The 25031-nt window shown below is 67.1% G+C and carries 23 protein-coding genes and 3 pseudogenes; 12 read left to right on the forward strand and 14 right to left on the reverse strand.

Annotated elements, in window-relative coordinates; translation table 11 throughout:
• Positions 1–2 precede the first annotated feature (2 nt).
• Positions 3–909: pseudogene (gene cysD / locus OG542_RS00170) on the reverse strand (sulfate adenylyltransferase subunit CysD).
• A 263-nt stretch (positions 910–1172) separates the two neighbouring features.
• Between cysD and vanY-N the strand changes: the two are divergent.
• Positions 1173–1886, forward strand: a complete 714-nt coding sequence (gene vanY-N, locus OG542_RS00175) for a D,D-peptidase/D,D-carboxypeptidase VanY-N (protein ID WP_328407062.1) — start codon at positions 1173–1175, stop codon at positions 1884–1886.
• 19 nt (positions 1887–1905) lie between these two features.
• Here vanY-N and OG542_RS00180 read toward each other — a convergent pair whose 3' ends face one another.
• From OG542_RS00180 to OG542_RS00200, 5 genes are all read right to left on the reverse strand, one after another.
• Positions 1906–2871, reverse strand: coding sequence for a ParB/RepB/Spo0J family partition protein (locus OG542_RS00180; RefSeq protein WP_328407064.1), 966 nt, complete (start codon positions 2869–2871; stop codon positions 1906–1908).
• Positions 2872–3272: 401 nt separating this feature from the next.
• The gene (locus OG542_RS00185) at positions 3273–4493 is read right to left on the reverse strand and encodes an MAB_1171c family putative transporter (protein ID WP_328407066.1); all 1221 of its coding nucleotides are present in this window, start codon (positions 4491–4493) and stop codon (positions 3273–3275) included.
• Between the two features lie 39 nt (positions 4494–4532).
• Complete coding sequence (locus OG542_RS00190) at positions 4533–4994, reverse strand: ParH-like protein (RefSeq protein ID WP_328407068.1); 462 nt, start codon at positions 4992–4994, stop codon at positions 4533–4535.
• A gap of 44 nt (positions 4995–5038) precedes the next feature.
• Positions 5039–5560: a helix-turn-helix domain-containing protein gene (locus OG542_RS00195; RefSeq protein ID WP_328407070.1), complete on the reverse strand. Its 522-nt coding sequence runs from the start codon at positions 5558–5560 to the stop codon at positions 5039–5041.
• A 126-nt stretch (positions 5561–5686) separates the two neighbouring features.
• A complete protein-coding gene (locus tag OG542_RS00200; RefSeq protein WP_328417675.1) occupies positions 5687–7030 on the reverse strand; it encodes a UDP-N-acetylmuramoyl-tripeptide--D-alanyl-D-alanine ligase in 1344 nt (447 codons plus the stop codon).
• 278 nt (positions 7031–7308) lie between these two features.
• Here OG542_RS00200 and vanA point away from each other — a divergent pair, with 278 nt between their 5' ends.
• The 3 genes from vanA (at position 7309) to OG542_RS00215 (ending at position 9864) form a co-directional block, all read left to right on the forward strand.
• A complete protein-coding gene (vanA, locus tag OG542_RS00205) occupies positions 7309–8349 on the forward strand; it encodes a D-alanine--(R)-lactate ligase (protein ID WP_328417677.1) in 1041 nt (346 codons plus the stop codon).
• Positions 8346–8954, forward strand: a complete 609-nt coding sequence (gene vanX / locus OG542_RS00210; protein WP_328407072.1) for a D-Ala-D-Ala dipeptidase VanX — start codon at positions 8346–8348, stop codon at positions 8952–8954. Before vanA ends, vanX begins: the two co-directional genes overlap by 4 nt.
• Before the next feature lie 64 nt (positions 8955–9018).
• Positions 9019–9864, forward strand: a complete 846-nt coding sequence (locus OG542_RS00215) for a tetratricopeptide repeat protein (protein ID WP_328407074.1) — start codon at positions 9019–9021, stop codon at positions 9862–9864.
• A 33-nt stretch (positions 9865–9897) separates the two neighbouring features.
• Here the strand turns inward: OG542_RS00215 and OG542_RS00220 are convergent, their stop codons facing one another.
• From OG542_RS00220 to OG542_RS00230, 3 genes and pseudogenes are all read right to left on the reverse strand, one after another.
• On the reverse strand, positions 9898–10887 hold the full coding sequence (locus OG542_RS00220; RefSeq protein WP_328407076.1) for a D-isomer specific 2-hydroxyacid dehydrogenase family protein: 990 nt from the start codon (positions 10885–10887) through the stop codon (positions 9898–9900).
• An 8-nt stretch (positions 10888–10895) separates the two neighbouring features.
• A pseudogene (locus OG542_RS00225) lies at positions 10896–11507 on the reverse strand (peptidoglycan bridge formation glycyltransferase FemA/FemB family protein); the annotation flags it as partial.
• Positions 11508–11587: 80 nt separating this feature from the next.
• Positions 11588–12580: an endonuclease/exonuclease/phosphatase family protein gene (locus OG542_RS00230; RefSeq protein WP_328417679.1), complete on the reverse strand. Its 993-nt coding sequence runs from the start codon at positions 12578–12580 to the stop codon at positions 11588–11590.
• 177 nt (positions 12581–12757) lie between these two features.
• On the opposite strand from OG542_RS00230, the gene OG542_RS00235 reads away from it, so the two are divergent.
• The 3 genes from OG542_RS00235 to OG542_RS00245 all read left to right on the forward strand — a co-directional run bounded on the left by OG542_RS00235 (position 12758) and on the right by OG542_RS00245 (position 15060).
• Positions 12758–13456, forward strand: a complete 699-nt coding sequence (locus OG542_RS00235) for a response regulator transcription factor (protein WP_328407078.1) — start codon at positions 12758–12760, stop codon at positions 13454–13456.
• Entirely contained in the window at positions 13449–14501 is a 1053-nt protein-coding gene (locus tag OG542_RS00240) for a sensor histidine kinase (protein WP_328407080.1), read from the forward strand. Before OG542_RS00235 ends, OG542_RS00240 begins: the two co-directional genes overlap by 8 nt.
• Before the next feature lie 352 nt (positions 14502–14853).
• Positions 14854–15060, forward strand: a complete 207-nt coding sequence (locus tag OG542_RS00245) for a hypothetical protein (protein WP_328407082.1) — start codon at positions 14854–14856, stop codon at positions 15058–15060.
• A 1029-nt stretch (positions 15061–16089) separates the two neighbouring features.
• Here OG542_RS00245 and OG542_RS00250 read toward each other — a convergent pair.
• Positions 16090–16392, reverse strand: coding sequence for an effector-associated constant component EACC1 (locus OG542_RS00250; protein ID WP_328407084.1), 303 nt, complete (start codon positions 16390–16392; stop codon positions 16090–16092).
• 602 nt (positions 16393–16994) lie between these two features.
• On the opposite strand from OG542_RS00250, the gene OG542_RS00255 reads away from it, so the two are divergent.
• Positions 16995–18296 (forward strand): MFS transporter, encoded by a 1302-nt coding sequence (locus OG542_RS00255; protein ID WP_328407086.1) that lies wholly within the window; start codon positions 16995–16997, stop codon positions 18294–18296.
• A 21-nt stretch (positions 18297–18317) separates the two neighbouring features.
• Positions 18318–18551, forward strand: coding sequence for a hypothetical protein (locus OG542_RS00260; RefSeq protein ID WP_408057699.1), 234 nt, complete (start codon positions 18318–18320; stop codon positions 18549–18551).
• 953 nt (positions 18552–19504) lie between these two features.
• Here OG542_RS00260 and OG542_RS00265 read toward each other — a convergent pair.
• Positions 19505–19903, reverse strand: a complete 399-nt coding sequence (locus OG542_RS00265) for a type II toxin-antitoxin system PemK/MazF family toxin (RefSeq protein WP_328407088.1) — start codon at positions 19901–19903, stop codon at positions 19505–19507.
• A 166-nt stretch (positions 19904–20069) separates the two neighbouring features.
• On the opposite strand from OG542_RS00265, the pseudogene OG542_RS00270 reads away from it, so the two are divergent.
• The 3 genes and pseudogenes from OG542_RS00270 to OG542_RS00280 all read left to right on the forward strand — a co-directional run.
• Positions 20070–21113, forward strand: a pseudogene (locus tag OG542_RS00270) (IS701 family transposase); the annotation flags it as partial.
• A gap of 490 nt (positions 21114–21603) precedes the next feature.
• Positions 21604–21744 carry a hypothetical protein gene (locus OG542_RS00275; protein ID WP_328407090.1) on the forward strand — a complete coding sequence of 47 codons (141 nt, stop codon included), beginning with the start codon at positions 21604–21606 and terminating at the stop codon, positions 21742–21744.
• A 434-nt stretch (positions 21745–22178) separates the two neighbouring features.
• A complete protein-coding gene (locus OG542_RS00280) occupies positions 22179–22664 on the forward strand; it encodes a hypothetical protein (RefSeq protein ID WP_328407092.1) in 486 nt (161 codons plus the stop codon).
• A 177-nt stretch (positions 22665–22841) separates the two neighbouring features.
• Here OG542_RS00280 and OG542_RS00285 read toward each other — a convergent pair whose 3' ends face one another.
• The 3 genes from OG542_RS00285 to OG542_RS40575 form a co-directional block, all read right to left on the reverse strand.
• Positions 22842–23774: a hypothetical protein gene (locus OG542_RS00285; protein ID WP_328407094.1), complete on the reverse strand. Its 933-nt coding sequence runs from the start codon at positions 23772–23774 to the stop codon at positions 22842–22844.
• Positions 23775–24038: 264 nt separating this feature from the next.
• Positions 24039–24638 (reverse strand): S1 family peptidase, encoded by a 600-nt coding sequence (locus tag OG542_RS00290; RefSeq protein WP_328407096.1) that lies wholly within the window; start codon positions 24636–24638, stop codon positions 24039–24041.
• Positions 24562–24903: a S1 family peptidase gene (locus tag OG542_RS40575; protein ID WP_408057701.1), complete on the reverse strand. Its 342-nt coding sequence runs from the start codon at positions 24901–24903 to the stop codon at positions 24562–24564. The genes OG542_RS00290 and OG542_RS40575 overlap by 77 nt, the downstream gene beginning before the upstream one ends.
• Positions 24904–25031: the final 128 nt, after the last annotated feature.

The raw sequence follows: 25031 nt of genomic DNA on the forward strand, positions 1-25031 counted from the left end.
GGTCAGAAGTAGCCTTCGCGCTTGCGGTCTTCCATCGCGGTCTCCGAGAGGCGACCGTCGGCGCGGGTGGCTCCGCGCTCGGTCAGCCGGGAGGCGGCGATCTCGGTCACGATCTTTTCGACGGTGTCGGCACGGGAGTCGACGGCACCGGTGCAGGACATGTCGCCGACAGTGCGGTAGCGGACGAGGCGGGTCTGGGCGGTCTCGCCGCGTCTTGGGCCGCCCCGGTCGCCGGCGGCCAGCCACATCCCGTCGCGACGGAACACCTCACGCTTGTGCGCGTAGTAGATCGACGGGAGTTCGATCTTCTCGCGGGCGATGTACTGCCAGATGTCCAGCTCGGTGAAGTTGGACAGTGGGAAGACGCGGACATGTTCGCCGGGGGCGTGCCGGCCGTTGTACAGGTGCCACAGCTCCGGACGCTGCCGGCGCGGGTCCCAGCCGCCGAACTCGTGCCGCAGGCTGAACACCCGTTCCTTCGCGCGGGCCTTCTCCTCGTCCCGTCGCCCACCGCCGAAGACGGCGCCGAGCCGCGCGGTCTCGATGGCGTGCAGAAGCGGCACCGTCTGCAGCGGGTTGCGGCTGCCGTCCGGGCGCTCGCGCAGCCTGCCGCTGTCGATGAACTTCTGCACCGAGGCCACGTCCAGGCGGAGGTTGTGCTCCGCCACCACTCGGTCGCGATACCTCAGCACCTCCGGGACGTTGTGCCCGGTGTCGACGTGCAGGAGCGCGAACGGCAGCGGGGGCCGGGGCCATGGCCTTCAGTGCCAGGTGCGGCATGACGATGGAGTCCTTGCCGCCGGAGAACAGCAGCACCGGCCGTGCGAACTCCCCTGCCACTTCCCGGAATACGTGTACCGCTTCCGACTCCAGGACATCGAGGTGCTCCAGGTCGAACGCGGCACTCATGCCGGCCCCCGTCCAGGGTCTTTGGTCAGCCACCCGGTGGCACCGTGGTCCAGCGCAGCGGTGCGGGTTCGTCGTTCGGTATCGGACATGAAGACTCCCAGGGGTGGCACGGCCATGCGCGCATCCGGCAGTCGGACCCGCCCCCAGGGGAAGTGAACGGCGCCTCCCACTGCGGCCGTACGGTTCCGGGCGGGTACGCGGGGCGGGCGGTCTGCGGTGCGGCGGCCCGATCGGCGCGTTCGAGCCGGCCATCGTTGTCCTCGGTGCGGCCATTGGCCGGCCCTCGAAGCGCGGACAGAGCATATCCATCGCTGCCTCATGAAGCTTCTTGTCCAGCGGAGCCGTGCATTTCGTCGGCATATCGAAAACTGGATACGGGCCGACAACATCGCGCCCGCTCAACTGGAGGCATGAATGAATCGCACATCATCCCGCTTCGGCCCCGTGACCGGCTGTTCGCCGTACTTGCCGTGGTGCTCGCCGTGCTCCTGCTGCCCGTCGCGTTCGTCCGCCATCCCGGCCGCGCCCGCGAATGGGCCTGCCACTGGGCGCTGGGGGTCCGGTTTCCGGCCGAAAATCTCACCGGGCTCACCTACGGTGCCAGGGCGGCGTTCACCGCTGCACGCGCTGAGGCGCTCTGGCGTCACGGGCAGCTCATCGGCCTCACCTCGGGATACCGCGACCCCCTCGTCCAGCAGCGGCTGTTCGACGAGGAGGTGAGTCGCGTCGGCTCACCGGCCGCGGCCCGGATGCTTGTGCTGCCACCGGCGGAATCCAAGCACGTCAAGGGCACCGCGCTGGATGTGCGCCCGTACGAAGGCGCGCGCTGGCTCGAGGAGCACGGTGCCCGCTACGGCCTCCACCGCATCTACGACAACGAGTGGTGGCACTTCGAGTACCGCCCGGACGCCGGCTTGCAGGCTACGGAGGGGATCAGCAATGCTCTCCCGAATCCGCAAGCGGCATCAACGTGCTGAACTGCGCCGTAAAACGCGATTATTCTGCGGCCAAACTGGTCGCCCAGTTCTCCAGGCATTCCGCGAACCCGGTCCAGACCTGCGCGTGCTCTCTGGCGAACTCGGCGATCACGTTGTACAAGTGCGGCGGGACGCGGTGCAGGATCCTTTCCCACTCCTGCCCGTCGATGGAGTGCATGGCCAGCATGCGCAACAGAATGCGGCCGGTCTCGCTCAACCGCAACGCCGGATCGGCCTTGAGGCGCTCCAGCGTCACGAGGCGGTCTCGATCCACCGCGCGGCCGAAGCCCGTTTCCGTGCGATGCAGTGGACGCGACTCGGTTCGTAACTTCAGGCTTCCTTCCGGGACCGGGCTCTCACCGCGCTCGAGCCGGCCGCGCACGTCCCGGACCGTCTCCGGGGAGATGCCGACCTGATGGGCGACCTGCCGGAGCGAAAGGCCCGGGTTGCTGCGGATGAGCTCGGCAGCGTGTCTCCTGCGCCCCGAGCCGTCGGCCGGACGGATGCGTCCATCCCTGCCGATCCTTGCCTCGGTTCCCTTGTCGCCGCCGCGTCTGCGCAGGTCGGCCACGGTACCGGCGGAGATGCCGGTCGCCGAGGCTACGCGCCGGTCGGACCACTGCGGATGCGTCCCGATGATGTGCACGGCAGCACGCTTGCGATCAGCGAGCGAGAGCGGCAGACCGTGCCGTATGTTCGCCTCGACGGCCAGGACGAAGGCGTCCGCTTCAGTGCCGTCGACGAGCCTTGCCACGATCTTTGTATCGCCTCTGAGTCGCGCCACCTTCAACCGGTGCAGGCCGTCGACCACCCGCATCGTCGGTCGGTGGACGAGAATAGGCGGCAGTGCTCCCTCTGTCGACAACAATGTCTCGACGTGCTCCGGATCCTCTCCTGAGGTTCGGGGCGAGGATACGGAAGACAGCCGGGACAACTCGATTTCGACGACAGGGAGAGCGACCATGTCAACGCTTGTCGGATCCACCTGAACTCTCCCTTTCGGGTTTCTACTTCGTCGGCGACGTTGCGGTGCGGTACGGAATTACCCATTGCCACTACTTACCCGTTCGGTGCCTGTGGTGCAGACGGAGTTTCCTGCCTCAAAGCCCGGGCCACAGCGCGAGGGCGCGGCCGGACGAGCTGCCGAGCTGAAGCGGACCGATGGGCCTCCCAGGTCCCAGGCCCGCTGGAGATGGGCCCACTGACGTGGGTGTCAACGCGCCTTCGGCGCCCCAGTGGAACGCTGGTGACAGTAACAGCGCCGCGTGACGGCAGTCAACGGAGGTATAACTGTAAACTCCCTCTACTCTTACGTGAGTTGATGGCCCCTACGGTCGGCAGCCCACAGACCGGGGCAACGCAGCGGCATCACGCGCGCGGACCGCGCTAACTGCGGCTGCAGCGACCGTTCACCGATGCGGCGACGACCGGTGAATGTGCGAAGGCTCGTGCGATCTGTGACAGCCAAACGGCCTCGCTGACCAGATCGTCGCCCCCGTACGGTTCGGAGGGGACGGGGTGGCCAGTACTGGCGCCTGAAGCCGGAACGGGGGCTCCGTTCATTTTGGCCCGGAGCGCCGCCTTCAGCTGGGCTGCCTCAACCACCGCCCGAAGGTCGTTGCCGGTGAGGCCGGCCTCTTCGCCCAGTTCGGCTGTCCGCATTGCTGTTTCAGGACTCATGTAGGGGCGCAGCGCGATCTGTCCGTCACGGATCTCGATGGTCCGGCGATACAGACGGTAGTTCAGATTGACCATGACCGAAGCTGGAGAATGCAATACGATCTCGGGTAGTTCTTGATGCATCGCCAGCCATAAGGGGGAAAGGCTGCGGTAGGTGCGGTAGTTGTTCCACCAGGTATTCAGGGTCGACAGGCGGGGCCCCCAGGACGGCATGGTGAGACCACCGACGACGAGTGGTATGCCGATCCCTGCACCAAGCACGGTCACCAGTTCCCACTCCAACGGGTGGAGGCCGAATTGCACGCTGACCACGGCCGACGCTCGACTGACGAAATTGACCGAATAGACCACTGCGCCTACAGCGGTCAGGCGCAGGCCGCGGCGCAGCCATGGCTCTCCCGCGACCTCGGCATATCTCCAGCACAGGCGGGCGATCTCGACGAGCGCCACCAGCAGGGCGCCCACGTAGATGAGCGAGTAGGCAGCCACCACGGGCCGGTGAACGTTCTGCAGAAGAAAGTGCGCCGAGCGTTCCTGCGACTCGGACGAGGCCATGATCCACAGCGACAGCATGGCCAGCATCATGATCGCGGCCATACCGAGCCGCCATTGAGCCCTCGGCCATGCCTGTTCGGGTGGGTGCGCCCAGAACAGGAGGACAACGAGTAGTGCGGCACTGAAGGCCACGCCACCGAGGACGTGTATGGCCAGCGCCGTCACGTCGGATATGCCTAGATACTCGTCGACGGCCAGGGAGACCGCGGGGGTCGCGAGCGCGAAGGCCGACCCCTTCAGGAGGAGAGCGGCCAGTAACGCGAGCAGCCCTGGATCACACCGACCCGATCTCAGGGAGTGACACTTGTAGAAGAAGGCCACCCAACACAATAAGGCAAGTAAAGGGTATAAGACACTCTTGGCTCCGGTCACAGCAACTCCGCGGCAGGTAAAATTAGCGACCGGTCGCCTTCAGTCCACCAACAAGCGTTGCACTCTTCGCACGGCCTCGTCGACCTCCGGCACGGCCCGGTTCAGTCCTGACGGCGACCGGTCGACACCCTGGAGAATCAGTGAGGCGATCATTTCGGCCTCCTTTTCTTCCGGGGTGTTGTAATAGGTGCGCTGCAGCACTCGCTCGATCATATTCGGGCTCAAGGTCGGCATGAGCCGGCGCGTTATATCGTTGTTCACATCCGTGAGGCGGACATGGCCGCACAGAAGATGGCCGAGCTCGTGAACAATGATGTGCTCCTGATGGAGCGGGCTGGCCTGTTTCTCGTAGAAGATGTAGTCGGTGCCGGCCGTGGACACCCACAGCCCGCAGGGGCTGCCTGCCGGCATGGCGATGGCAATCAACTGAATGGGACGGCCCTGCCGTTGTGCAACGCTCTGAATCAACGTGTGTACGTCGAACGGGCTCGGTATCTCCAAGTTGCGGATGAGAGCCTTGCACCGCCGCTGTAAGCCTCCCAGTTTCACGCACCCTCTCCGTTTCTCTCGTCAGGCACTGCGCCGCCAGGTAAGGACGGCAACTTTCCGTCCTGGTGGCCTCGTTCTGCTGAGCGGTGATCCGGCGCGTCCTGCTGCAGGCCCTCCAGTTCACGGACCCGCTCGATCACCTCGCTGATCGAGCGCAGACTCTTGGACGACAAGCCGGCCGCTCTGAGCGCGACGCTCTGCACGCCTGCATCCTTGAGCGCGACGAGCAGCCTCAGGTCCGCGTCGACGTCCGCTGCCACCTGGTCGTCGAAGAAGTACGCGGCGGGCACTCCGAAGAAATCCGCGATCGCCTGCAGATGCCGGATGGTGGGGTTGTCCCGCTGGCCTTTACGCAGCAGCCAGACATAGCTGCCGGAGATCGACACCCCGCTTGCCGTGATGGCCTGGGCCACTTCCTCCGTGCCGTAAGGCTCACGTCCGGGTGGGACGACCGTCCGGAACAAGTGCTCCAGTTTGTCGGCGAGCGCGCGCCCCGCCGGACCACGCTCGCTGTCCATGGCCGTCTCCCTTCTGGTGTTTCTCGCCCGCACCGCCGATCCTCAACTAGCGTAGGGGAAGCCCCCTTTGTGGTCCATCGTGAGTCGAACGGCGGACCGCGGGAGTCGGCGTGGCCGCCCGCCGAACTACGCGAGCGCGGCGGCGACCTCGTCGAGGCACGCCCCGCGGGAAGCCTTGACGAGTACCACGTCGCCGGTGTCGAGGTGACCGCGCAGCCAGTCGACGGCCGCGTCGTTGCCGGCCAGCACCACTGACCGTTCGCCCGCGCCGTCGGCGATCGGCCGGGCGGCTTCGCCGACCGCGACCACCGTGTCGGCCCGGGCGGCGGCGTACGCCCCGACGGCACGGTGCTCCGCCTCGCTGCCGTCGCCGAGTTCGAGCATCGCGCCGAGGACGGCGATACGACGCCCGCCCTCGATCGCCTCCAGCGCGTCCAGGGCGGCGCGGGTCGAGTCGGGGTTGGCGTTGTAGGAGTCGTTGAGCAGCGTCGCCCCGCAGGCGAGGTCGCGCAGCTCCATCCGCCACTTCGACAGCGAGACCGTGCCCAACGCCGCCGCGGCCACCTCCAGCGGTATGTCGGCCGCGAGCCCCGCCGCCGCGGCGGCCGACGCGTTGAGTGCCTGGTGCGCGCCCACGAGCGGCAGCGCGACGCGCGCCGCGGTGTCGGCGGTGCGCAGTGTGAAGGACGGCCGGCCGAGCCGGTCAAGGGTCAGGTCGAGCACGCGTACGTCGGCGTGCTCGGCCCGCCCGAAGGTGAGCACCGGGCCGTCGGTGAGCGCGCGCATCGCGACCACCCGGGGATCGTCGGCGTTGAGGACGGCGGTGCCGCCGGGCGCCAGCCCCCGCACCAGTTCGCTCTTGGCCTCGGCGATGGCGGCGCGCGACCCGAACTCGCCGAGATGGGCCACTCCGACGTTGAGGACGACAGCGATGTCGGGCGCGACGAGGCCGGTGAGGGCGGCGATGTCGCCGACATGACGGGCTCCCATCTCAAGGACGAGGAACTGGGTGCCCATCTCGGCGCGCACCATGGTGAGCGGTACGCCGAGCTCGTTGTTGAGCGAGCCGGCCGTGGCAACCGTCGGCGCGGCGCTCGACAGCACGGCCGTCAGCAGGTCCTTGGTGCTGGTCTTGCCCTGCGAGCCGGTCACCCCGGCGACGGTCAGTCCGTTGCGCAGGCCGGCCACGACGTGGGCGGCGAGCCTCTGCAGCGCGGTCTGGACGTCCTCGACGACGACGGTGGGCAGCGGCGTGGGCTGGGAGCCGAGCACGGCCACCACTCCGGCCCGGCCGGCCTGGCCGGCGTAGTCGTGACCGTCGGCACGCTCCCCGGCCATGGCGACGAAGAGGCCGCCCGGCTCGGCCTGCCGGCCGTCGAGCACGGCCGGCGCGGTCACCGTCACGGCGCCGTCGCCCACGACCGTGCCGCCGACGACCGCAGCGATCTCGCTGAGGCTGAGCGGGACCATGCCCACGCGGCGCGGGAGCCCGCGGGCTGGAGCGAGGCCGGCGAGGTAGAGGTAGGAGGAGGCAGGTTCGCTGTAGGTCACACCTCCAAGTCAAGGCGGCGTCATGTTGCGGGCACGTATGCGGTTTTCGATACGCCGACGATATGTTACCGCTGGGTAACATATCGTCGACGTATCGAAAACCGCATACGTTGCGGCAACGCCGTGCCGCCTTGACTGAGGGCATGACCTACAGCGCATCAAAGCACACGGCGTCCCGCGAGAAAGCAGGAACCGGCATGGGCAAGCTGAACGTCGGAATCCTGTTCGGGGGCTGTTCCGAAGAGCACCCGGTCTCCATCAAATCTGTGCAAGAGGTCGCAAAAAGCATTGATCTCACCAAGTACGAGCCCTTCTACATCGGAATCACGAAGAGCGGTGCCTGGAAGCTTTGTGACAGCCCCGGCCCGGACTGGGAGAGCGGCGACTGTCGCACGGCACTGCTGTCACCGGACAGAAGCGTAGGCGGATTGCTCGTTCTGGAGCAGGGGCGGTACAGCACGGTCAAGCTGGACGTCGTATTGCCCATCCTGCACGGAAAACTCGGCGAGGACGGCGCGATGCAAGGCCTGCTGGAGGTCGCCGGCATCCCCTACGCGGGCTGTGATGTGCAGAGTTCCGCTCTGTGCATGGACAAGTCCCTGACCTATCAAATCGTCAGGGGGGCCGGGATCGCCACACCGAACTTCTGGACGGTGGCGGCGGACGAGAATATTGATCCCGGGAAGCTGACGTATCCCGTCTTCACGAAGCCGGCCCGTTCGGGGTCGTCCTTCGGCGTGACCAAGGTGTCCCGGGAGGAGGAACTGCTGCCTGCGGTGGAGACCGCGCGGCAGTACGACTCAAAGGTGCTGGTCGAAGAGGCGGTCGTCGGCAGCGAAGTCGGATGCTCCATCCTGGGGAACGAACTGGACTTGATCACCGGCGAGGTGGACCGAGTCGCCCTGTCGCACGGGTTCTTCAAGATCCATCAGGAGAAGAATCCGGAGAGCGGGTCCGAGAACTCGACGTTCATCGTTCCCGCTGACATTTCAGCAGAATCGCGCTCACTCGTTCAGGAGACGGCGAAGGTCATCTATCGCGCCCTGGGCTGCAGCGGTCTGGCACGGGTGGACCTGTTCCTCAAGGAGGACGGAAGTGTGGTCCTCAACGAGGTCAACACATTGCCGGGCCTGACCTCCTACAGCCGTTACCCGAGGATGATGGCGGCTGCGGGGTTGCCGCTGACCGAAGTGATCGACCGCATGGTGACGTTGGCACTGACGGGGAAAATCCAATGAAGGACAACTTCGCCTTCCTGGACGAAGGCGTACCCGGAATACGCTGGGATGCCAAGTACGCCACCTGGGACAACTTCACCGGCAAACCCGTGGACGGCTATCTGGCCAATCGAATCGTCGGCACCATACCTTTGTGTTCGGCTCTGGAAAGGGCGCGAGAAAAGGCCCGGGCCTATGGCTTCGGCCTGCTCATCTGGGACGGGTACCGCCCCCAACGCGCCGTGGACTGCTTCGTGCGCTGGTCGAAGCAGCCGGAGGACGGCCGGACGAAGCAGCGGCACTATCCGAATATCGACAGAGCCGACATGTTCGAGATGGGCTATGTCGCCGAGAAGTCCGGCCACAGCCGGGGCAGCACCGTCGACCTGACGCTCTACCATCTGGCCACCGGAGAGCTGGCCGCCATGGGTGGTGACCACGACCTGATGGATCCGATCTCGCATCACGGAGCACACGGGATCACACAGTCCGAGGCGAGAAACCGGCAATACCTCCGCTCCATCATGGAGACATGTGGTTTCAACGCCTACGCGTGTGAATGGTGGCATTACACCCTGAAGGACGAGCCGTATCCGGACACGTATTTCGACTTTCCGGTCACGTGACTGAACCGGGCCCGGGAAGTCGAAGCCGCCGAAGCGCGTGCGGCTCACGCGAGAAAGAGAAGGTATGTCAGAGCGCCATTCCGGCTGGTGCCTGCGGTGTGGGTGCAACCATCACCGCGGGCCGGCGGGGGATCTGAGCCGGGCGATCCCGCGGTTCGAGCGGACGCTGTCGAACTCCGCACGGGTGCTCGGTGAGGAGCACCCCGACACCCTGACCGCCCGCAACAACCTCGCCTGCGCGTATCAGTCGGCCGGGGACCTGATGCGGGCCGTCCCGCTGTTCGAGCAGACCCTGTTCGACACCGCACGGGTGCTCGGTGAGGACCACCCCGACACCCTGACCGCCCGCAACAACCTCGCCAGTGCCTATGAGTCGGCCGGGGACCTGATGCGGGCCGTCCCGCTGTTCGAGCAGACCCTGTTCGACACCGCACGGGTGCTCGGTGAGGACCACCCCGACACCCTGACCGCCCGCAACAACCTCGCCAGTGCCTATGAGTCGGCCGGGGACCTGATGCGGGCCGTCCCGCTGTTCGAGCAGACCCTGTTCGACACCGCACGGGTGCTCGGTGAGGACCACCCCGACACCCTGACCGCCCGCAACAACCTCGCCTACGCCTACCAGTCGGCCGGGGACCTGGGCCGGGCCATCCCGCTGTTCGAGCAGACTGTGGACGCCCGGGTCCTGCTGCTGGGTGAGACCCACCCCTCCACCCTGACCACCCGCAACAACCTCGCCTACGCCTACCAGTCGGCCGGGGACCTGAGCCGGGCCATCCCGCTGTTCGAGCAGATTCTGTCCGACTCCGCACGGGTGCTCAGTGACAACCACCCGCTGACACAAGCAGTCCGCCAGGCTCACCTCGCAGCCTGCGCCCAGCGGGCTGTCGAGGGCCCCAGGACGATGTGAGCGCCCGCCTCGTCCCTTGGACGAGGCGGGCGCTCAGCCCCGGTTGTTCCTGCTTTCGAATGTCAGGCAGTTGGTGAGGGAGTTCTCCACGGTGTCGCGCAGGGCGTGGTCCGTGTAGTAGGCGGTGTGCGGGCTGATGAGCACATTCGGCAGCTCCTGCAGTCGCAACAGCCCCTTGCCTTCTATGGCTTTGCTTCGGCAGTCGGCGTAGAAGATGCCTTCCTCGCCTTCGACGACATCCAGTGCCGCGCCACTCAGACTGCCGCTCTCCAACCGCTGCACCAGTGCCTCGGTGTCGATGAGCGCACCCCGTGCGGTGTTGACGATCAGCGCGCCGTTCTTCAGCTGTGCCAGGCGCTGCCGGTTCAGCAGATGGTGCGTCTGCGCGGTGAGCGGCACATGCAGCGTGACCAGGTCGCTGCGCCGCAGCAACTCATCGAGCGGAACGAGCTCGACAGCGGCACCGGGGCGGTCCGCGGGACGGTGGTCATGGGCCAGGATGCGGCAGCCGAAACCCCGCAGCCGGTCGATGACCGCCGCGCCGATGCGGCCCGTCCCGATCACTCCGACCGTCAGGTCGCGCAATTCCCTCCCGCGCTCCTCGCTGAGCCGGTAATCGTGCATGTCGGTGCGCCGGACGATGGCTTTCGCATCCCGCACCGCCATCAACATGAGCATCAGCGTGTAGTCGGCCACGCTGTCCGGCGAGTAGGAGACGTTTTCCACGAGGATGCCGATGCTGTCCGCGTATGCCACATCGATGTGGTTGTAGCCGATGCTCCGCGTGGAGATGTAACCCACGCCGGCCCGGCCGAGCGCACGGAGAGTGGCGTGGGTGATGTGCGTTTTGTGGCCGACGCTGACGCACCGGCTGCCTGCGGCCAGTTCGGCATTGGCCTCGGACACTGGTGCGTCGGTGACGACCGGCCGCACACCGAGGCCGGGCGCCAGTTCGCGGAACAGAACGGCTTCGTCCGGGCCGCACCCGTACATGGTGATGCGGGTCGTTTCGCTGTGGGTCATACCTTCAGTCAAGACGGTGTGCTGTTGCCGGAACGTATGTGGTTTTCGATATACCCGCGATACGTCGCGGGCGGGGCGATGCCCGGCCGCAGTGGCAGGTCCCACTCGCCGACGTACCGCACCGCCTGGCCGCCGGTGCCGGCCTTGGACCGGACGAGGCCGACGTGCGCCCCGTAGAGCCTGATCCGCTCGGGATCCTCGGCCCACATCTTCGCGAACATGGTCTCGAAAGAGCGCAGCGGCCGGGGTGTGAAGCGCTCGCGCTCGGCGGCGTGGACGTAGAGGTCGTGGAACGCCTTCAGGTCTTCCGGGTTTCCGTCGCCGGCCGTGACCACGACGCCCGCCCTGTCAGCCTTGTCAATGTCGCGGCGCCACTGCTGGTTCATGCCTCTGAGTACGTCGTCCTCGGCTCTGCCCGCCAGCGGAATCTCGTATCTGTACTGCGGATGTCCCATCCCGAAGCCGTCCCGGGGACTCCGCGGAAGCCGGCCGGCGGCGCTGAGCCGGGCGGCCACATGGGCGCCGACCGGGTCGGTCCACCGGCCGGACACCTCGGTGGGCCGCCTGCTGCCGAGATGCGCCGCCGGCGGATCGAGCCACGTTTCGATCTCGCCGGTCCAAGGGCGGCGGAGTGTCGCCCGGGCGTATGCACATCTCCATACGCCGACGATATGTCCCCGCCCCGCGGTGGGAGCGGCGTTCACCAGCTGATTCCGGCCGCCACCGGCCGGTGGTCACTGCTCGTGGCCGGCAACAGCCACGCGCTCCTCGGCTCCACACCGCGGACCAGGATCTGGTCGATCCGCGCCACCGGGAACTTCGCCGGCCAGGTGAAGCCGAAGCCGTCCCCGGCCACGTCCTGGACCGAGCGCAGCTGCGAGGAGAGGCCGTCGAGCGCACGATCGTCCACGGTGCCGTTGAAGTCGCCCAGCACCAGTACCCGCTCACTGCGCTCGGCGGCGACCGCCTCGGCGAGCTTCGTCGCGCCGGCGTCGCGCGAGTCGGTCCAGAAGCCGCCTCTGGGCATCACCCGCACCGAACCCAGATGCGCCACGTACACCGCCAGCGGTCCCTGCCCGGTGGTCACCGTGGTGCGCAGCGCCCGGGGCGGGTCCACCGGGGTGTCCTCGGGCCGCAGCTTCTCGGCCAGGGGCCCGGCCCTGCCCCGCAGGACGTCGACCGGCCGGGTGCCGGACAGCGGCAGCTTGCTCCACAGTCCGACCGTGCCCTGCACGGTGTGGTGCGGGTATGCCTGCGCGAGCTCCTTCTCGTACGTGCCCCTGGCCTGGTCGGTCAGCTCCTCGAGCGCCAGCAGGTCCGCGCCGGAGGCGGCCAGGTCACGGGCGGTGCCGACCGGATCGCGGTTCTCGGCGGCGACGTTGTGACTGACGACGGTGAGGTCGCTGCCCGCGTGGGACTTGTCGCCGAGCAGCCCGCCGAAGAGGCTCACCCACGCCACGGCCGGAAGCACCAGCGCGGTGACCGCGGAGGCGGAACGGCGCCAGAGCGCCGCAGCGAGCAGCACCGGGACGAACAGACCGAACCATGGCAGGAAGGTCTCCACCAGACTGCCCAGACCGGCCCGGTCCGTGAGCGTCCCGTGCAGCAGCAGAAGCAGGCCGAGCAGGAGCGCGCACGCCGTGGGTACCGGGCCGCGCTTCCACGGGCCCGGCCGGGAGCCACCCGCGGGCATCGCGGCTGTGACGGCCGTCGGGCCGACGGTGGGCAACCAGCGAACCCGGCGGGTCGTCGTTGCTCGTGCTGATGCTGGAGTTCGAGGCATGCCGCTAGTGAAAGCACTCCGGTGTTGCCAGCACGTATGTGGTTTTTGTTACGCCGACGATATGTGCCGACTCGTAGTCTTCAGAACATGCGTGTCTTGATCGTCGAGGACGAGCCCTACATGGCAGAAGCGATCCGCGATGGCCTGCGCCTGGAAGCGATCGCGGCCGACATCGCCGGTGACGGCGATACCGCCCTGGAGCTGCTGAGTATCAACACCTACGACATCGCCGTCCTCGACCGTGACATTCCCGGTCCTTCCGGCGACGAGATCGCCAAACGCATCGTCGCCTCCGGCAGCGGCACACCCGTTCTGATGCTCACCGCGGCCGACCGGCTCGACGACAAGGCGTCCGGGTTCAAACTCGGCGCCGACGACTACCTCACGAAACCTTTCGAACTCCTGGAGCTCGTGCTCAGGCTCAGGGCACTCGATCGCAGGCGCGCCCACAACCGGCCGCCGGTGCGGGAGATCGCGGGGCTGCGCCTCGATCCGTTCCGCCGCGAGGTCTACCGCGACGACCACTACATCGCGCTCACCCGCAAACAGTTCGCGGTCCTCGAAGTCCTCGTCGCCGCCGAAGGCGGTGTCGTCAGCGCCGAGGAACTCCTGGCGCGCGCGTGGGACGAGAACGCCGACCCGTTCACCAACGCCGTCCGCATCACGGTCTCCGCCCTGCGCAAACGCCTCGGCGAGCCCTGGCTCATCGCCACCGTGCCGGGCGTCGGCTACCGCATCGACACGACGCGCGACACCGGGCGTGAGGGAGGCAGCGGTCGTGGATAGGCAGCCCGGATGGAGCGTGCGCCTCAAACTCACCCTCAGCTACGCCGGATTCCTCATGCTGGCCGGCGTCCTGCTGCTCGCAGCGGTATGGGTGTACCTCCTGCGCTCCTACCCATCGGGCATGCTGATCCGCTCCGTCCTCCTGCAGGGCTTCGGCCCGGCGGTAGCCGTTGTACTGGTATGTCTGCTGATATTCGGTCTTCTGGGAGGCTGGATCCTCGCCGGACGCATGCTCGCCCCCCTGGACCGCATCACCCACGCCACCCGTACGGCCGCAGCCGGATCGCTGTCCCACCGGATCCGGCTACCGGGCCGCAAGGACGAGTTCCGCGAACTCGCCGACACCTTCGACACGATGCTCGCGCAGCTCGAAGCACACGTCGCGGAACAGCAGAGATTCGCCGCCAACGCTTCCCACGAGCTGCGTACGCCGCTCGCGATCTCCAAGACACTCATCGACGTCGCCCGCGCCGACCCGAACCAGGACAGCACCGAACTCGTCGACCGCCTCCACACCATCAACACCCGGGCCATCGACCTCACCGAGGCACTGCTCCTGCTCAGCCGCGCCAACCAGCGGTCCTTCACCCATGAACACGTCGACCTGTCCCTCGTCGCGGAGGAAGCAGTCGAAACGCTCCACCCGCTCGCGGAAAAGCACGGCGTCGCCCTCGAGACCAGCGGCGACATCGCCCCCACGACCGGTTCGCCCGCACTCCTGCTGCAGCTCACCACGAACCTCGTCCACAACGCGATCGTCCACAACCTGCCGCAACAGGGCACCGTCTGGGTTCACACCGGCGTGCGCCCCAAGACCGTGGTGCTCACCGTCGAGAACACCGGCGAGCAGCTCACCCCCCAGCTGGTCGCGACCCTCACCGAACCCTTCCAGCGCGGCACCGAGCGCACGCACACCGACCAGGCAGGCGTCGGCCTGGGCCTGGCCATCGTCAAGACCATCACCAAGGCACACGACGGAACCCTCACGCTCACCCCACGCCCTGCCGGCGGGCTTCGCATCACTGTGGAACTGCCCGAGGCATGAAGAGGGAGTATCACGAAAGCGGTGTTCACCACTCGGTCGGCGTAGACGGGGCAGGCGGACATACTCGGCGTCCCGGTCGCCGAGTTGGAGCGTGCCGCCGCCTACGCCAGGGGCGACGTGGATCAAACGCCGCTCGGCGGGGGGTTGGGCGCCGGCCCGTCACCTCTGGTTTATCCGCGGGGATTTGACGTGCCGTGAACCCTAGTGCGCTCATGTCCCCTGCCCCCCAGGCCCGCACGAGGGCATCCCGCTGACGGACGTTGAGACCGCGGTACTCCAACACCCGCTGAAAAACCTGCGCTCCGAGCGACTTCGGCCCAAACCGGCCCGAACGCCGCGCTGCCCACGGTGGATGACCCATCTGTTCGCCGACGGTGCGGTCACCGAGCGCGTGCACACGGCCATGCCCGCGCTGATCGTGGTCGCGGTCGCCACCGCAGTACACGCCGGGGCCGACGCACTCGCCGTGTACGCGGCCACGCGCCTGGCCCTAGAGACCGCCGCCGAAGCGGACCTGCAGATCCTCGACCTGGCACCGAAGGTCGAACTGGAGGCGTAGGACCGGCCCGGTTTCACCGACCGGCTCCAGGCCGCCGACAAGGGCGCCGAGGCGACAAAGAACCTGATCACGGACGCGCAGGCGGTCGCCTCCGCGCTCGCTCAACTCACCGCCGTCGTCACGGTGCTGACACTCCTGCACCCGATACTGCTGCCGCTTCTCGTCCTCGCCGTCGTCCCCAAGGGCGCAGCCGCCATCAGCACCGCACGGATCCAGCACCGCGCCGACTACCAAAGCATCAGCGACAACCACCTGCGCTACCTAGAGCGTTGCTACTCCACCCGCCAGCGCAGCGCGCCGAGGTCCGCGCCACCACCATGGACGCCTTCCTGGCCGCCTGGTACCGGCAGATCACCGACCGGATCAAGGCCGCGCACCGGCGCGCGGCGCGCCGCACATCCTGCACGTCACCCTCCACACCTTCAGGCCAACCACCGCCTGTGCGCACATAGTTCACTGTCGCCCGGGCCACCTCGGGCACGCCGCGACCCGTGTGGAGCGTGTTCACCATCCACGCCTCGCCCTTTCTGCACGCCAAAGAAGCCGCACACGACGCCGATCATTCCGAGAACGCACAGCACACGGCGCTCCAACTGCGGGCCTTGGGCGAGGGCAACCTGAACGAGACCCGCGGTGCGCTGGCTGGTGCCGTCAGCGGTGAAGGACGTGGTGAACGAATTGTTCGTGCTCTATTTCGACAGAGACAGGCTGCTTCTGTACCTGCACGGGTCGGAGAATTCCGGGACCTACACGGAACTTGCCGAGGCCGTCCTCGGGACACAGTGCGAACTGATCAACGGGTCCCGCCCCTACCATGTGCTGGCACACCTGGACCGGCTGATCCCGACCAACGTCGGTCTCAAGGACGCCCGCGGCCACATCACCCGGTTCTCCATGCACGCCGGCAGCGATGTGTCCCAGGGCCTCGGCAGCACCCAGGAACACAAAACCAAGACACACATCACCGCCTCCGGGCTGGACAACGGAGATCGTGTCTCCATCAGCGCCGCGTCCCTGGGACGGTTCTGGTCACCCAGCACCGCCCCAAGCCTCAAAGCATGGACGGACTGGTGCGACAAGCAGGGCTCGAAGCTCCTGGACGACAGCATCGACCTGCAGAAAGTATTCAAGGGATTCATCACTCCACCCGTTCCCCGTCACCAGCTGCAGCACATCAAGCGCCGTGCCCATCTCCCCCGGCCCCGGCACACCGCCCCGCACCTCGACCGCCGCAGACCGGCGCACCTCCGGATCCGCACGCAACCAGCCCTGCAGCCAGCGCAACTCCCCCACAGCCGACTCGACCCGCACCTCTAACCGCACCCAGACCACCCCAACTCCTGCACCAATTCAATGACGATGCAGACCTATCCCCTGGGAACGCCGAAGAATCCAAGCCTCTTGTGTCGACCCCGCCGACACGCCCCCTCTCGCGCTACGCGCACATACCAACCACCACCGAACCTGCCCACTGCTCAATGCAGATGACCCAACCTGACCACCCAGACCTCTACCTGGCAAAACCCCAGCTCACCCCCACCAACAACGGTCAGTACACCGCAACAAGACACCCCACCTCCTTGATCCCTCCCACACAGCAAACTGATACCCCAGGTCAACCCACCACCCACTGATCAGACCGCTCCCGGACATCCAAGCCCTCGCCGACCTCGGACTCGAATGGGCGGCATCCTGACGCTGTCGGCCGACCCGAGCGCTCTCTCGCTGCCCCGAGTCGAGCCGGCGGACGTAGAACTCCGGGAACTCCGGGCGCGCTCTGTTGCGGCAGGCGTACTCGTCCGGCCGCAGGCCCGCCTACGCGGCCCCGATCGCGCCGGGCGCGACGTTTTATGCCGAAAGAGAAGCCTCACCTCGCGTGCCATGCCCTGGGAAAGGGTCGTGGGGTCGGTTCCGTTGATGTATGGAGGTAGCCCGTGGGGCTGGACCTGAGCCGTGTGACGCGCTCCTCGCCGTACTGGCCGGTGATCAGTCACACGACCCTGCGGCGGATCCTCCCGGGGTTCGCCGTCTCCGCGCTGGGTGACGGCATGGCCGTAGTGGCGGTGAGCTGGCTTGCGATCGAGCTGGCGCCAACCGCGGACCGCGGCATCTGGGTGGCGCTGGCTGCGGCCGCCTACACCCTTTCCGGGGCGGTGGGTGCGCTGGTGCTCGGCCGCTTCCTGCGCCACCGCGGCCCCACCCAACTGACCGGCTGGGACGCGGCATTGCGGGCGGTCGCGCTGGGGGCCATCCCGGTGCTGCACGCCTTCGGCGCGCTCGGCATCGAGTGGTACGTCGTGCTGCTGGCGGTCTCCTCCGTGCTGCATTCCTGGGGTCAGGCGGGTGTATACACGCTGATCGCCAGGGTGCTGCCGGAACGGGACCACCTGGCGGGCAACGCCGTGCTGTCGGGTGTGGGGTCGATCGCCACGGTGGTGGGGCCGCCGCTGGCCACGCTGCTGATCGTGATCGGGGGGCCGGCGACGGTGCTGGCCGTGGACGCGATGACGTTCCTCGTCCTGGCTGTCACCTTCCTCGTCGCCGTCCCCAAGGACGCGGTCCCGGAGCCCGAGGACGACGCGGCCTCGCGGACGGCCGGTTTCGCGGTGATCCGCCGCATCCCCGCGCTGTCCGGCCTCCTGGCCCTGAGCTTCGCGTTCTTCTTCCTCTTCGGTCCGGTGTACGTGGCGCTCCCGCTGTACGTATCGGACGACCTGGACGCCCCGGCCGGTGTACTGGCGGCGTTCTACATGGCCTTCGGCATCGGCGCAGTGCTGGGTTCGGTGCTCACCGGCTTCCTCAGCCGGTGGCGGTTGTGGCCCACGACGGTCGGCATCGTCATCGGCTTCGGCGCGCTGATGCTCCCCCTGGGCCTGGATGCCCCGACGGCCGTGTCAGTCGTCTGCTTCGGGGTGGCCGGGCTGCTCTGGCCGCCGTACTCGTCGCTGTCGACCACCCTCTTCCAGCGCTCGGCACCCAGCGCGCTGCTGCCGCAGGCCCTGGCGGCGAGTTCAGCTGTCCGGGTGCTGTCGGTGCCCCTGGGCACCGCGCTCGGTGGACCGCTGGTGGCCGGCCTGGGCGCGGTCGGGGCACTGCGCCTGTCCGGTGCGGGCATCGCACTGGTGGGCGTGATCGCCGCCGCCGCGCTGACCCTGCGGGCCGCGCGCACGCGCCCCGAGCCGGAAGCGGGCGCCGCTGAGGCGGAGGCGGCCACCGAGGTGGATGCGCGGCCGTAGCTCAGTGAGATGGCGGCTTCCATGGACGACGAGCAGGTGTTCGGGCCGGTCCTGTACAAGCTCTCGCTCGCGTCTGCCGTGTCGCGCGGCCTGCTGGCGCGGTACCAGATCATCGTCCTCGAGCTCCAGGACCCGGTCCTCACTCCCGAGCGTCTCCATGGCGAGGACCGGTACACCGAGGAGGTAGCTTTCCGCGACACCATAAAGATCAAGCTCAGCCAGGCGGTCTGTCAGAGGTCCCTGCGGCAGGTGTAGTTGGAGACTGTTTTTGCCGCGGGCTGAGCTCTGCGTGAGATAGAGCTCCAGCTTGATGCACTCTGTGTCGATGCCATTCTTGAGATCGGCCTGAAGGTGCTGCCGATCGCTCAAGGTAAAGTTCTTCGCCTCCCATCTCGAGTAGCTCCAGGACACCGGCTTGCCGTCGCTGTTGCGCGGCGATGTGGCGTAGCGCCAGTGCACGGTGAAGGACTGCCAGCTGAGGGATTCGCTATGCAGCAGCACGATCACGTCGGCATCGCCGTATGCCTTCTCCACACATGGAGTTCCCCAGACGTCGCCGATCGCGGAGCGGCCGCCCTGGCAGCTGACGGCGTGGGCGGGGGTCGTGAAGGCGAGGGCGGGGGCAAGGGCTGCCAAGGCGATGAGGGCCGCCTTGAGCCGGGAACGTGTCACGATCGAGTTTCCCTTCTTCCGGTGGCACTGGGCTTTCGTGCGATCACTGGTCGTAGGGGTTGCGGGCTGCTGGGGCGTACAACACGTGTCGTTGAAGACCCCGTCGCGGCACAGCTCCAGGCCCACTGCCTGCAGCGCTTGGTACGAGGTGTATCTGACGTCGAACTTGACGGTGCCGGGGCAGTCGCTGACGGGACGTTTCCGGCCATACACCCAGCCGTTGCGTGATTCCCTCATCGTCGGGGTCACGTAAAGGCCGTAACAGTCACAAGCAGTTGCGTTCACGGTGATGGTTCCACATCGAAGGCACTGATGTTCTTCCAAAGACCAGACACGCAGCATCGAGTACGCCGGACGCGTTCACGCGGACGCCGACGTCGTCCCTCTCCTCGCCACCTGCGAAGACGACAGCGCCTAATACTCCAGCTGCAGTTCGTGATCTCGATGGTGAGGGCGCCGAGGAGACAGGTGGCCAGTGTCGATCATCTGGACGAGATCGACCACGCCATCGGGGGGCGTTGTCCGCCTACTCGAGTTCACCGAGACGTACGTAGGGCGTCCTTTATCTCGCTGAGCTTCGCGGTTGTCGCCGGGGTCCACTCTTTCGCCTGTCCGCCGAGGCGGAGGGCATCCTCGATCTCGCTGAGCTTCGCGGAGGACAGGACGGCTGCCCGCTCGATCAGGTCGTCCCGGGACATGGTGGTCAGCCACGTGCAGGGGGTGAAGCCTGGACGCGGGAATGCGAACCGCAGTACGCCTTCAAGGGGCAGTCCTTCCATGGCGCCTACTTGCACTTCGACGCCCAGACCGCTGATGTCGACGCCCGCCGGCGCGACGACCTGCATCGCCCGGATCCCGGACGCGTCGTCTGCCGACAGCAGTACGACCAGTCGCCGCTCGTCGAACTCGACCCACCAGACTTCGCCACGCTGCATATGTCCTCCTGACACAGGACGGCAGACGAACGCTGCACGACCCTGACGCGCTGTGGAGACGGGTGCGGCCACCGTTGATCATCGGTGTGTGAAGACAAACGATCAAGCGGTGGCCGCAGGTCACAGCGTAGACCCTGCCCACTGGCAGGAGGCGTTCGAGGGCCTGATGAGCCGGATCGCAGGCCGGTTCACGCGAGTCGAACCCCGACGCAGGGCCGGACGGTTGGTGCTTGGGTTGCTGTCGGACCTGCCGCGTAAGAACTGCTGGACCATCGCCGAGTGGGCCGGGGAGGACACCCCAAACGGCATGCAACACCTGCTCGGGCGGGCCAAGTGGGACGCCGACCAGGTCCGCGACGACGTAGGCGGCTACGTGGTGGAGCACCTGCACGACGACCAGGCGGTTCTGGTGGTCGACGAGACCGGCGACGTGAAGAAGGGCACCGGCAGGGTCGGCGTCCAGCGCCAGTACACCGGCACCGCGGGCAGGATCGAGAACGCCCAGGTCGCCGTCTACCTGGTCTACGCAGGCCGGCGCGGGCACGCCGCAGTGGACCGGGAACTGTACATTCCGCGCTCCTGTACCCCCGACCCCGACCGCTGCCGCGCCGCCGGGCTCGGCGAGGAGACAGGGTTCGAGACCAAGCCGGAGCTGGCCGCTCGCATGGTCGCCCGGTTCCTGGACACCGGGCACCAGGCCGCCTGGGTCGCCGGCGACGAGGGTTACGGCGGCAACCCGACCCTGCGAACCGCGCTGGAGGAACGCGGCACCCGCTACGTCCTCGTGGTGGCCTGCTCGCACAAAGTCACCACCGGCGCCGGGAAGTTCCGCGCGGACGCCCTGGCCAGAAAGGTGCCCAAGCGGGCCTGGCAGAAGCTGTCCGCAGGGGCCGGAGCCAAGGGCCACCGCTGCTACGACTGGGCCGTCATCGACCTCGTCGACCCCCGGCCCGGCAATCGCCAGTTGCTCATCCGCCGAATTCACAGCACCGGCGAACTCGCCTGCTACCGCTGCTACTCACCCGCACCGGTGCCACTGACCACCCTGGTGCGCGTCGCTGGATCAAGGTGGCGGGTGGAGGAGTTCTTCCAGTCCCGCAAGGGCCTGGCCGCCCTGGACGAGCACCAGGTCCGCCACTACCCGTCCTGGTCCCGCTGGGTCACCCTGGCCATGCTCGCCCACGCCTTCCTGGCCGTCGTCCGCGCGGACGAACGCGCCCACCATCTCGCACTCGACGCCCTCATACCGCTCACCTGCAACGAGATCCAACGACTGTTCATCACGCTCGTCGTCCAACCCGTCCACGACGCCGTCCACCGGCTCGGCTGGCCCGACTGGCGACGCCGCCACCAGGACCGATCCCAGGTCAGCCACTACCGACGACAAGCCCACTCATACATGAAGATCACGAACTACGGCTGGAGTAACTACCGATACCCCTCCCCGTTCCGCATGCTGCTACCTAGTGACCCTGCGTCAGCATCAACGACGCACCGGCGACGGCATCCAGCCGTATGGCAACGCCGGCGGGTCACCAACCGGACGCGAAGCACGGAGGAACGAACTAGTGACCCCCAAGGGCCGATTGGCCGTCACCGTCATCGGGCTCATCCCCTTCACCGGCCTGGTGATCACGCTGCTCGTCCTCGGGCAGCCCGACGCCGTCATCAGTCCACTCATCCTTGTGATCGTGCTGGGTGTGCAGCAGCTGCTGCAGGCGCTTGAGGCGGGCAACCGCCGGAACGACGGGCCCCGCCCCGCGACGCCGCTCCCGCGGGCGGTGGAGGACCGCGCCTGTACCGCTGCCGAAGACGACGGCACCGACAAGAAGGCCGCATGAGTACGGCGACGGGCACCAACAAGGGCCCTGGCAAGCCTGGGCCGACTCTCGGACCAATCGTCAAGACCGCGCCCCTCTCCCACCGTCAGCGGCTCGAACCGATACGACAGGCGTAATTCGCCAGCGGCCTGAGCACCGAGGAGATCTACGAGAAGTCGAGGGAGAGGCTCACCAGCAAGGGAAAGGTGTCGAAACTGCTCCGTGGGGCCGAGGACTACCCCCGCTGGTACCGAGTCCTTGCCCTGTACGAGGTGTTGTCACCGCCGGTAGACAAGGACTTCATCAAGGACAAGTGGATCGAAGGGGCCGTGGCCGTGGGACGGTCTTCTGGACCACGGAGTGCTTCGACGAGGTCAAGGCCGAGGCCAACACGGGCGATGAGCAGCTGAGCTGAGGCAGGCAGCAGGCGGATCAACCTCTCGCTGAAGACACAGATGACCGTCAGCATCGCCTCGGCGGTCCTCCCCCTGCTTGCCGGCCTCATGGGCTTCTTCGACTCAGGGCCGCAAGTGAATCAACGGCAGAGCAGGGACGGGCAGCGCTGCGTCGACTGGACGTGCAGGGTTGAACCGGGCGACGACGGCCAAGGCGCGGACCCCCGGGAACCGGAGTACGTAGACCTCCCAACGCCTACAGATACACGAGGCCTGCTCAAGGTCACGCCCGGCAGCGACATCTGGGTGTACTCCGTCGGCGACTCCACCAGTTGGGGCTGGATCGAGGCCGGAGACACGTTCTTCGTGAGGTGTCGTACGTACGCACCTCGTTCAGATGCCCTCATCATTGCCGGAACGCAGTACGCAGTCGATGCGGATGAAGCGTTCGACTACACGGACCTCTCCCGCCGGAAGGCAGGGAAGCTTCCCCGATGCTCGCCGTCGTCCGCCCACTCGTCCAGCGCGCCGCCCCCGACCAGGTGACCGTCTCCTGGGGAGGCGGTGACGAAGGGCCCGTAGCCGGTCAAGGCTCGAGCCCTTCGCTTCGTCCACGGCCCATGACCGTCGCGCACACGCGCGTACGCGATGAGCGATCCAAAAAGGTTCAGAAACCCTGGCCGGGCTGCCTATTGGCGCCTACTTCCTGCTCCGTGAGGCGACTCAGCTCCAGCTCCGTGAAATCCTGGGCCACTCGCTGTACGGCACCGGGCGGCCCGTGAACGCGTCCAGGACCATGCGCTTGCCGACCGGCCGGTCCAGCTTCACCGACACCTTCTCGCCGCGCAGTTCACCACTGCAGTTACCGTCCTTGGAGTCGGCCGCGGATGCGGACAGCACCACGCTGCCGCTCGTCTCGAGAACCCCCACGGTGGGGCCGTCGTCGCAGGAACCGTGGGTGGCCACCACAGAGATGGACCGACTGTCCTTCGCTACCTCCGTCAGACCACCGAGTGGCGCCAGTACGTCAGTGGGTACTTCTTCCTGACTGAGTGGCTTGATCGGTGGCGCGGGGAGCTTGGACGGGCTGACCGCGGCCCGTTTGAGGGGGCTGGCGTAGCCCTCCAGGGTGAACAGCCAGGCCGGGACGGTCGCCGGTCCACGAGTGGTGACCACGGTCATTTCGCCCAGCCTCGCTCCGGTCACGGTCAGGCGCGGTCCGGGGCTGCTGTCACGGTCCAGGGTCTTGTAGGCCTTCTCGGCCTCCATCAGTGGTGTCGTGAGCGGGCTCCCGCTCTTCCACCTCACGTGTCCGCTCTTGTGCGGGGCGGACGGGAGCTTCCCTCGCAGGTCGAAGTTCCCGGTCTCATAGGCGCGCCTGTCTGCTTCGCTGCGGAGGCCGTTCTCGGGCAGCTGGACGACTGACTGCATGGGGTAGTAGCCCTCGTGCCACGCCTCGGCTGCCTTGGAGCCGTCCCAGGCATCGGCTACCTGACGGGCGCGATCCCCCAACTGGGGCGCCGGCTCGGTGCTGCGGGCCTCGGCGTCACCGTTGTCAGCCTCCGCGTTGCCGCACCCTGCGGCGGCACCAGCTCCAACGGTGCACAAGGCAAGCACGGCGAGAAGGCGGACGGTGCGCCTGACGTTGGTATGCATGGGTCTCCCCGGGGCTGGTCGGTGAGCGATAGAGGCTGTGTGACGGACGGGTGCAGGGCCGTGCCGTCCCTGTGACGCGCCGCCCCTGGTCCGGGTTCGGTCAAATCCATCGTCCGCTCGAGCCTGTTATCGCATCGTGAAGAGGCGGCTGAGAACTTCCGGGCTTGGGGCTGCGCTGCGCGATCGCACTGGGCCCGGCAGGACAGAGGACCTCGGCCCCGCCGGGTCAGGTAGCAAGCGCCGGAGCGCTGGTCTGTGATCAGATCAGTAGACCTTCAGGTCCTGCTTGTTGAGCACGTCCTGCACCGGATGGTGGAAGGACACCCGGTCGGGCTGCGCGTCTGTGTTGCCGCAAGGTCGATCGGCGTAGTTCCCGCCGGAGTTGATGCCCAGAGCGGTCGTCCCGGTGAACATCGGACCTCCGCTGTCGCCGTGCCGGACGCAGAGGCTCGTCTCGATCATGTTGTAGAGCGTCGCTCCGTCGTCAAAGGTGACGGTCACACTGGGATCGAGCACCATTCCATCGAGATCCTGACTCACGGTGCCCACACGCTTTACCTTCTCGTTGTCCGAGGCCCACCGCGAATTCGTGATCTGGCCCTCGGACCCGTCTTTGTACTGGATAGTGCCGTACGGAGTGACGTCGGGGTTGGTGTGGTCGATAACGGCCCAGTCTCCCGGCTCAAAGCTCCAGTCGACCTGCGATCCCAGCTTGATGTTGCCGCTGTACCGGAACCATGTGTAGTTGCCGCCGATCACGCAGTGCCCGGCAGTCAGCATGAACTTCTCACCCGAATCGTTCTGAACGTTGAACCCAGCGCTGCACATGTAGTCGACAGAAACGATGCCAAGGCCACCGCGCATGGCATAGGCAGTACGCTCCAGCTTGCCCGGGACGCCTCTCTATGCGTACCGCGTCTCCGTGATCCGCAGCAACTCGCTCGATCCGGGCCCGCTCAGCAGAGGACACACCGTCATAGATCTTCACGCTCACCTGGTTGCTGCTCGGATCGACACCCCACGAGGTGTTGGAGATACCGGCCAGCTCATCCAGTTCGCCGTGGACGGCCTCGAGTTCAGCTGCGTTGTGTTCAACGAGCTTCGACGTCCCCCTGGCTTTTCGTACCACCGCTGCGGCCCCTCGTCGGTGACCGCGACGACGAGACGTCCGTCCTGGTAGTAGACACCTGCCGTTCGATCATCACCGAGGCTTACTGCCACTGCTGCCGCCTTGGCCTGATCGTTGAGCGGCGTAGG

This window comes from Streptomyces violaceus, from assembly GCF_036014075.1.
GTDB classification, from domain to species: Bacteria; Actinomycetota; Actinomycetes; order Streptomycetales; family Streptomycetaceae; genus Streptomyces; species Streptomyces violaceus.

Bases quoted from the DNA above. Each gene is read 5' to 3' on its own strand.
- OG542_RS00280 (WP_328407092.1), top strand. From the start codon at position 22,179: ATGACCGTCAGCATCGCCTCGGCGGTCCTCCCCCTGCTTGCCGGCCTC.
- OG542_RS00265 (WP_328407088.1), bottom strand. From the start codon at position 19,903: ATGCAGCGTGGCGAAGTCTGGTGGGTCGAGTTCGACGAGCGGCGACTG.
- OG542_RS00200 (WP_328417675.1), bottom strand. From the start codon at position 7,030: ATGGTCCCGCTCAGCCTCAGCGAGATCGCTGCGGTCGTCGGCGGCACG.
- OG542_RS00215 (WP_328407074.1), top strand. From the start codon at position 9,019: ATGTCAGAGCGCCATTCCGGCTGGTGCCTGCGGTGTGGGTGCAACCAT.
- OG542_RS00230 (WP_328417679.1), bottom strand. From the start codon at position 12,580: ATGCCCGCGGGTGGCTCCCGGCCGGGCCCGTGGAAGCGCGGCCCGGTA.
- OG542_RS00195 (WP_328407070.1), bottom strand. From the start codon at position 5,560: ATGGACAGCGAGCGTGGTCCGGCGGGGCGCGCGCTCGCCGACAAACTG.
- OG542_RS00235 (WP_328407078.1), top strand. From the start codon at position 12,758: ATGCGTGTCTTGATCGTCGAGGACGAGCCCTACATGGCAGAAGCGATC.
- OG542_RS00285 (WP_328407094.1), bottom strand. From the start codon at position 23,774: ATGCATACCAACGTCAGGCGCACCGTCCGCCTTCTCGCCGTGCTTGCC.
- OG542_RS00290 (WP_328407096.1), bottom strand. From the start codon at position 24,638: ATGCGCGGTGGCCTTGGCATCGTTTCTGTCGACTACATGTGCAGCGCT.
- vanA (WP_328417677.1), top strand. From the start codon at position 7,309: ATGGGCAAGCTGAACGTCGGAATCCTGTTCGGGGGCTGTTCCGAAGAG.
- vanX (WP_328407072.1), top strand. From the start codon at position 8,346: ATGAAGGACAACTTCGCCTTCCTGGACGAAGGCGTACCCGGAATACGC.
- OG542_RS00245 (WP_328407082.1), top strand. From the start codon at position 14,854: ATGACCCATCTGTTCGCCGACGGTGCGGTCACCGAGCGCGTGCACACG.
- OG542_RS00260 (WP_408057699.1), top strand. From the start codon at position 18,318: ATGGACGACGAGCAGGTGTTCGGGCCGGTCCTGTACAAGCTCTCGCTC.
- OG542_RS00220 (WP_328407076.1), bottom strand. From the start codon at position 10,887: ATGACCCACAGCGAAACGACCCGCATCACCATGTACGGGTGCGGCCCG.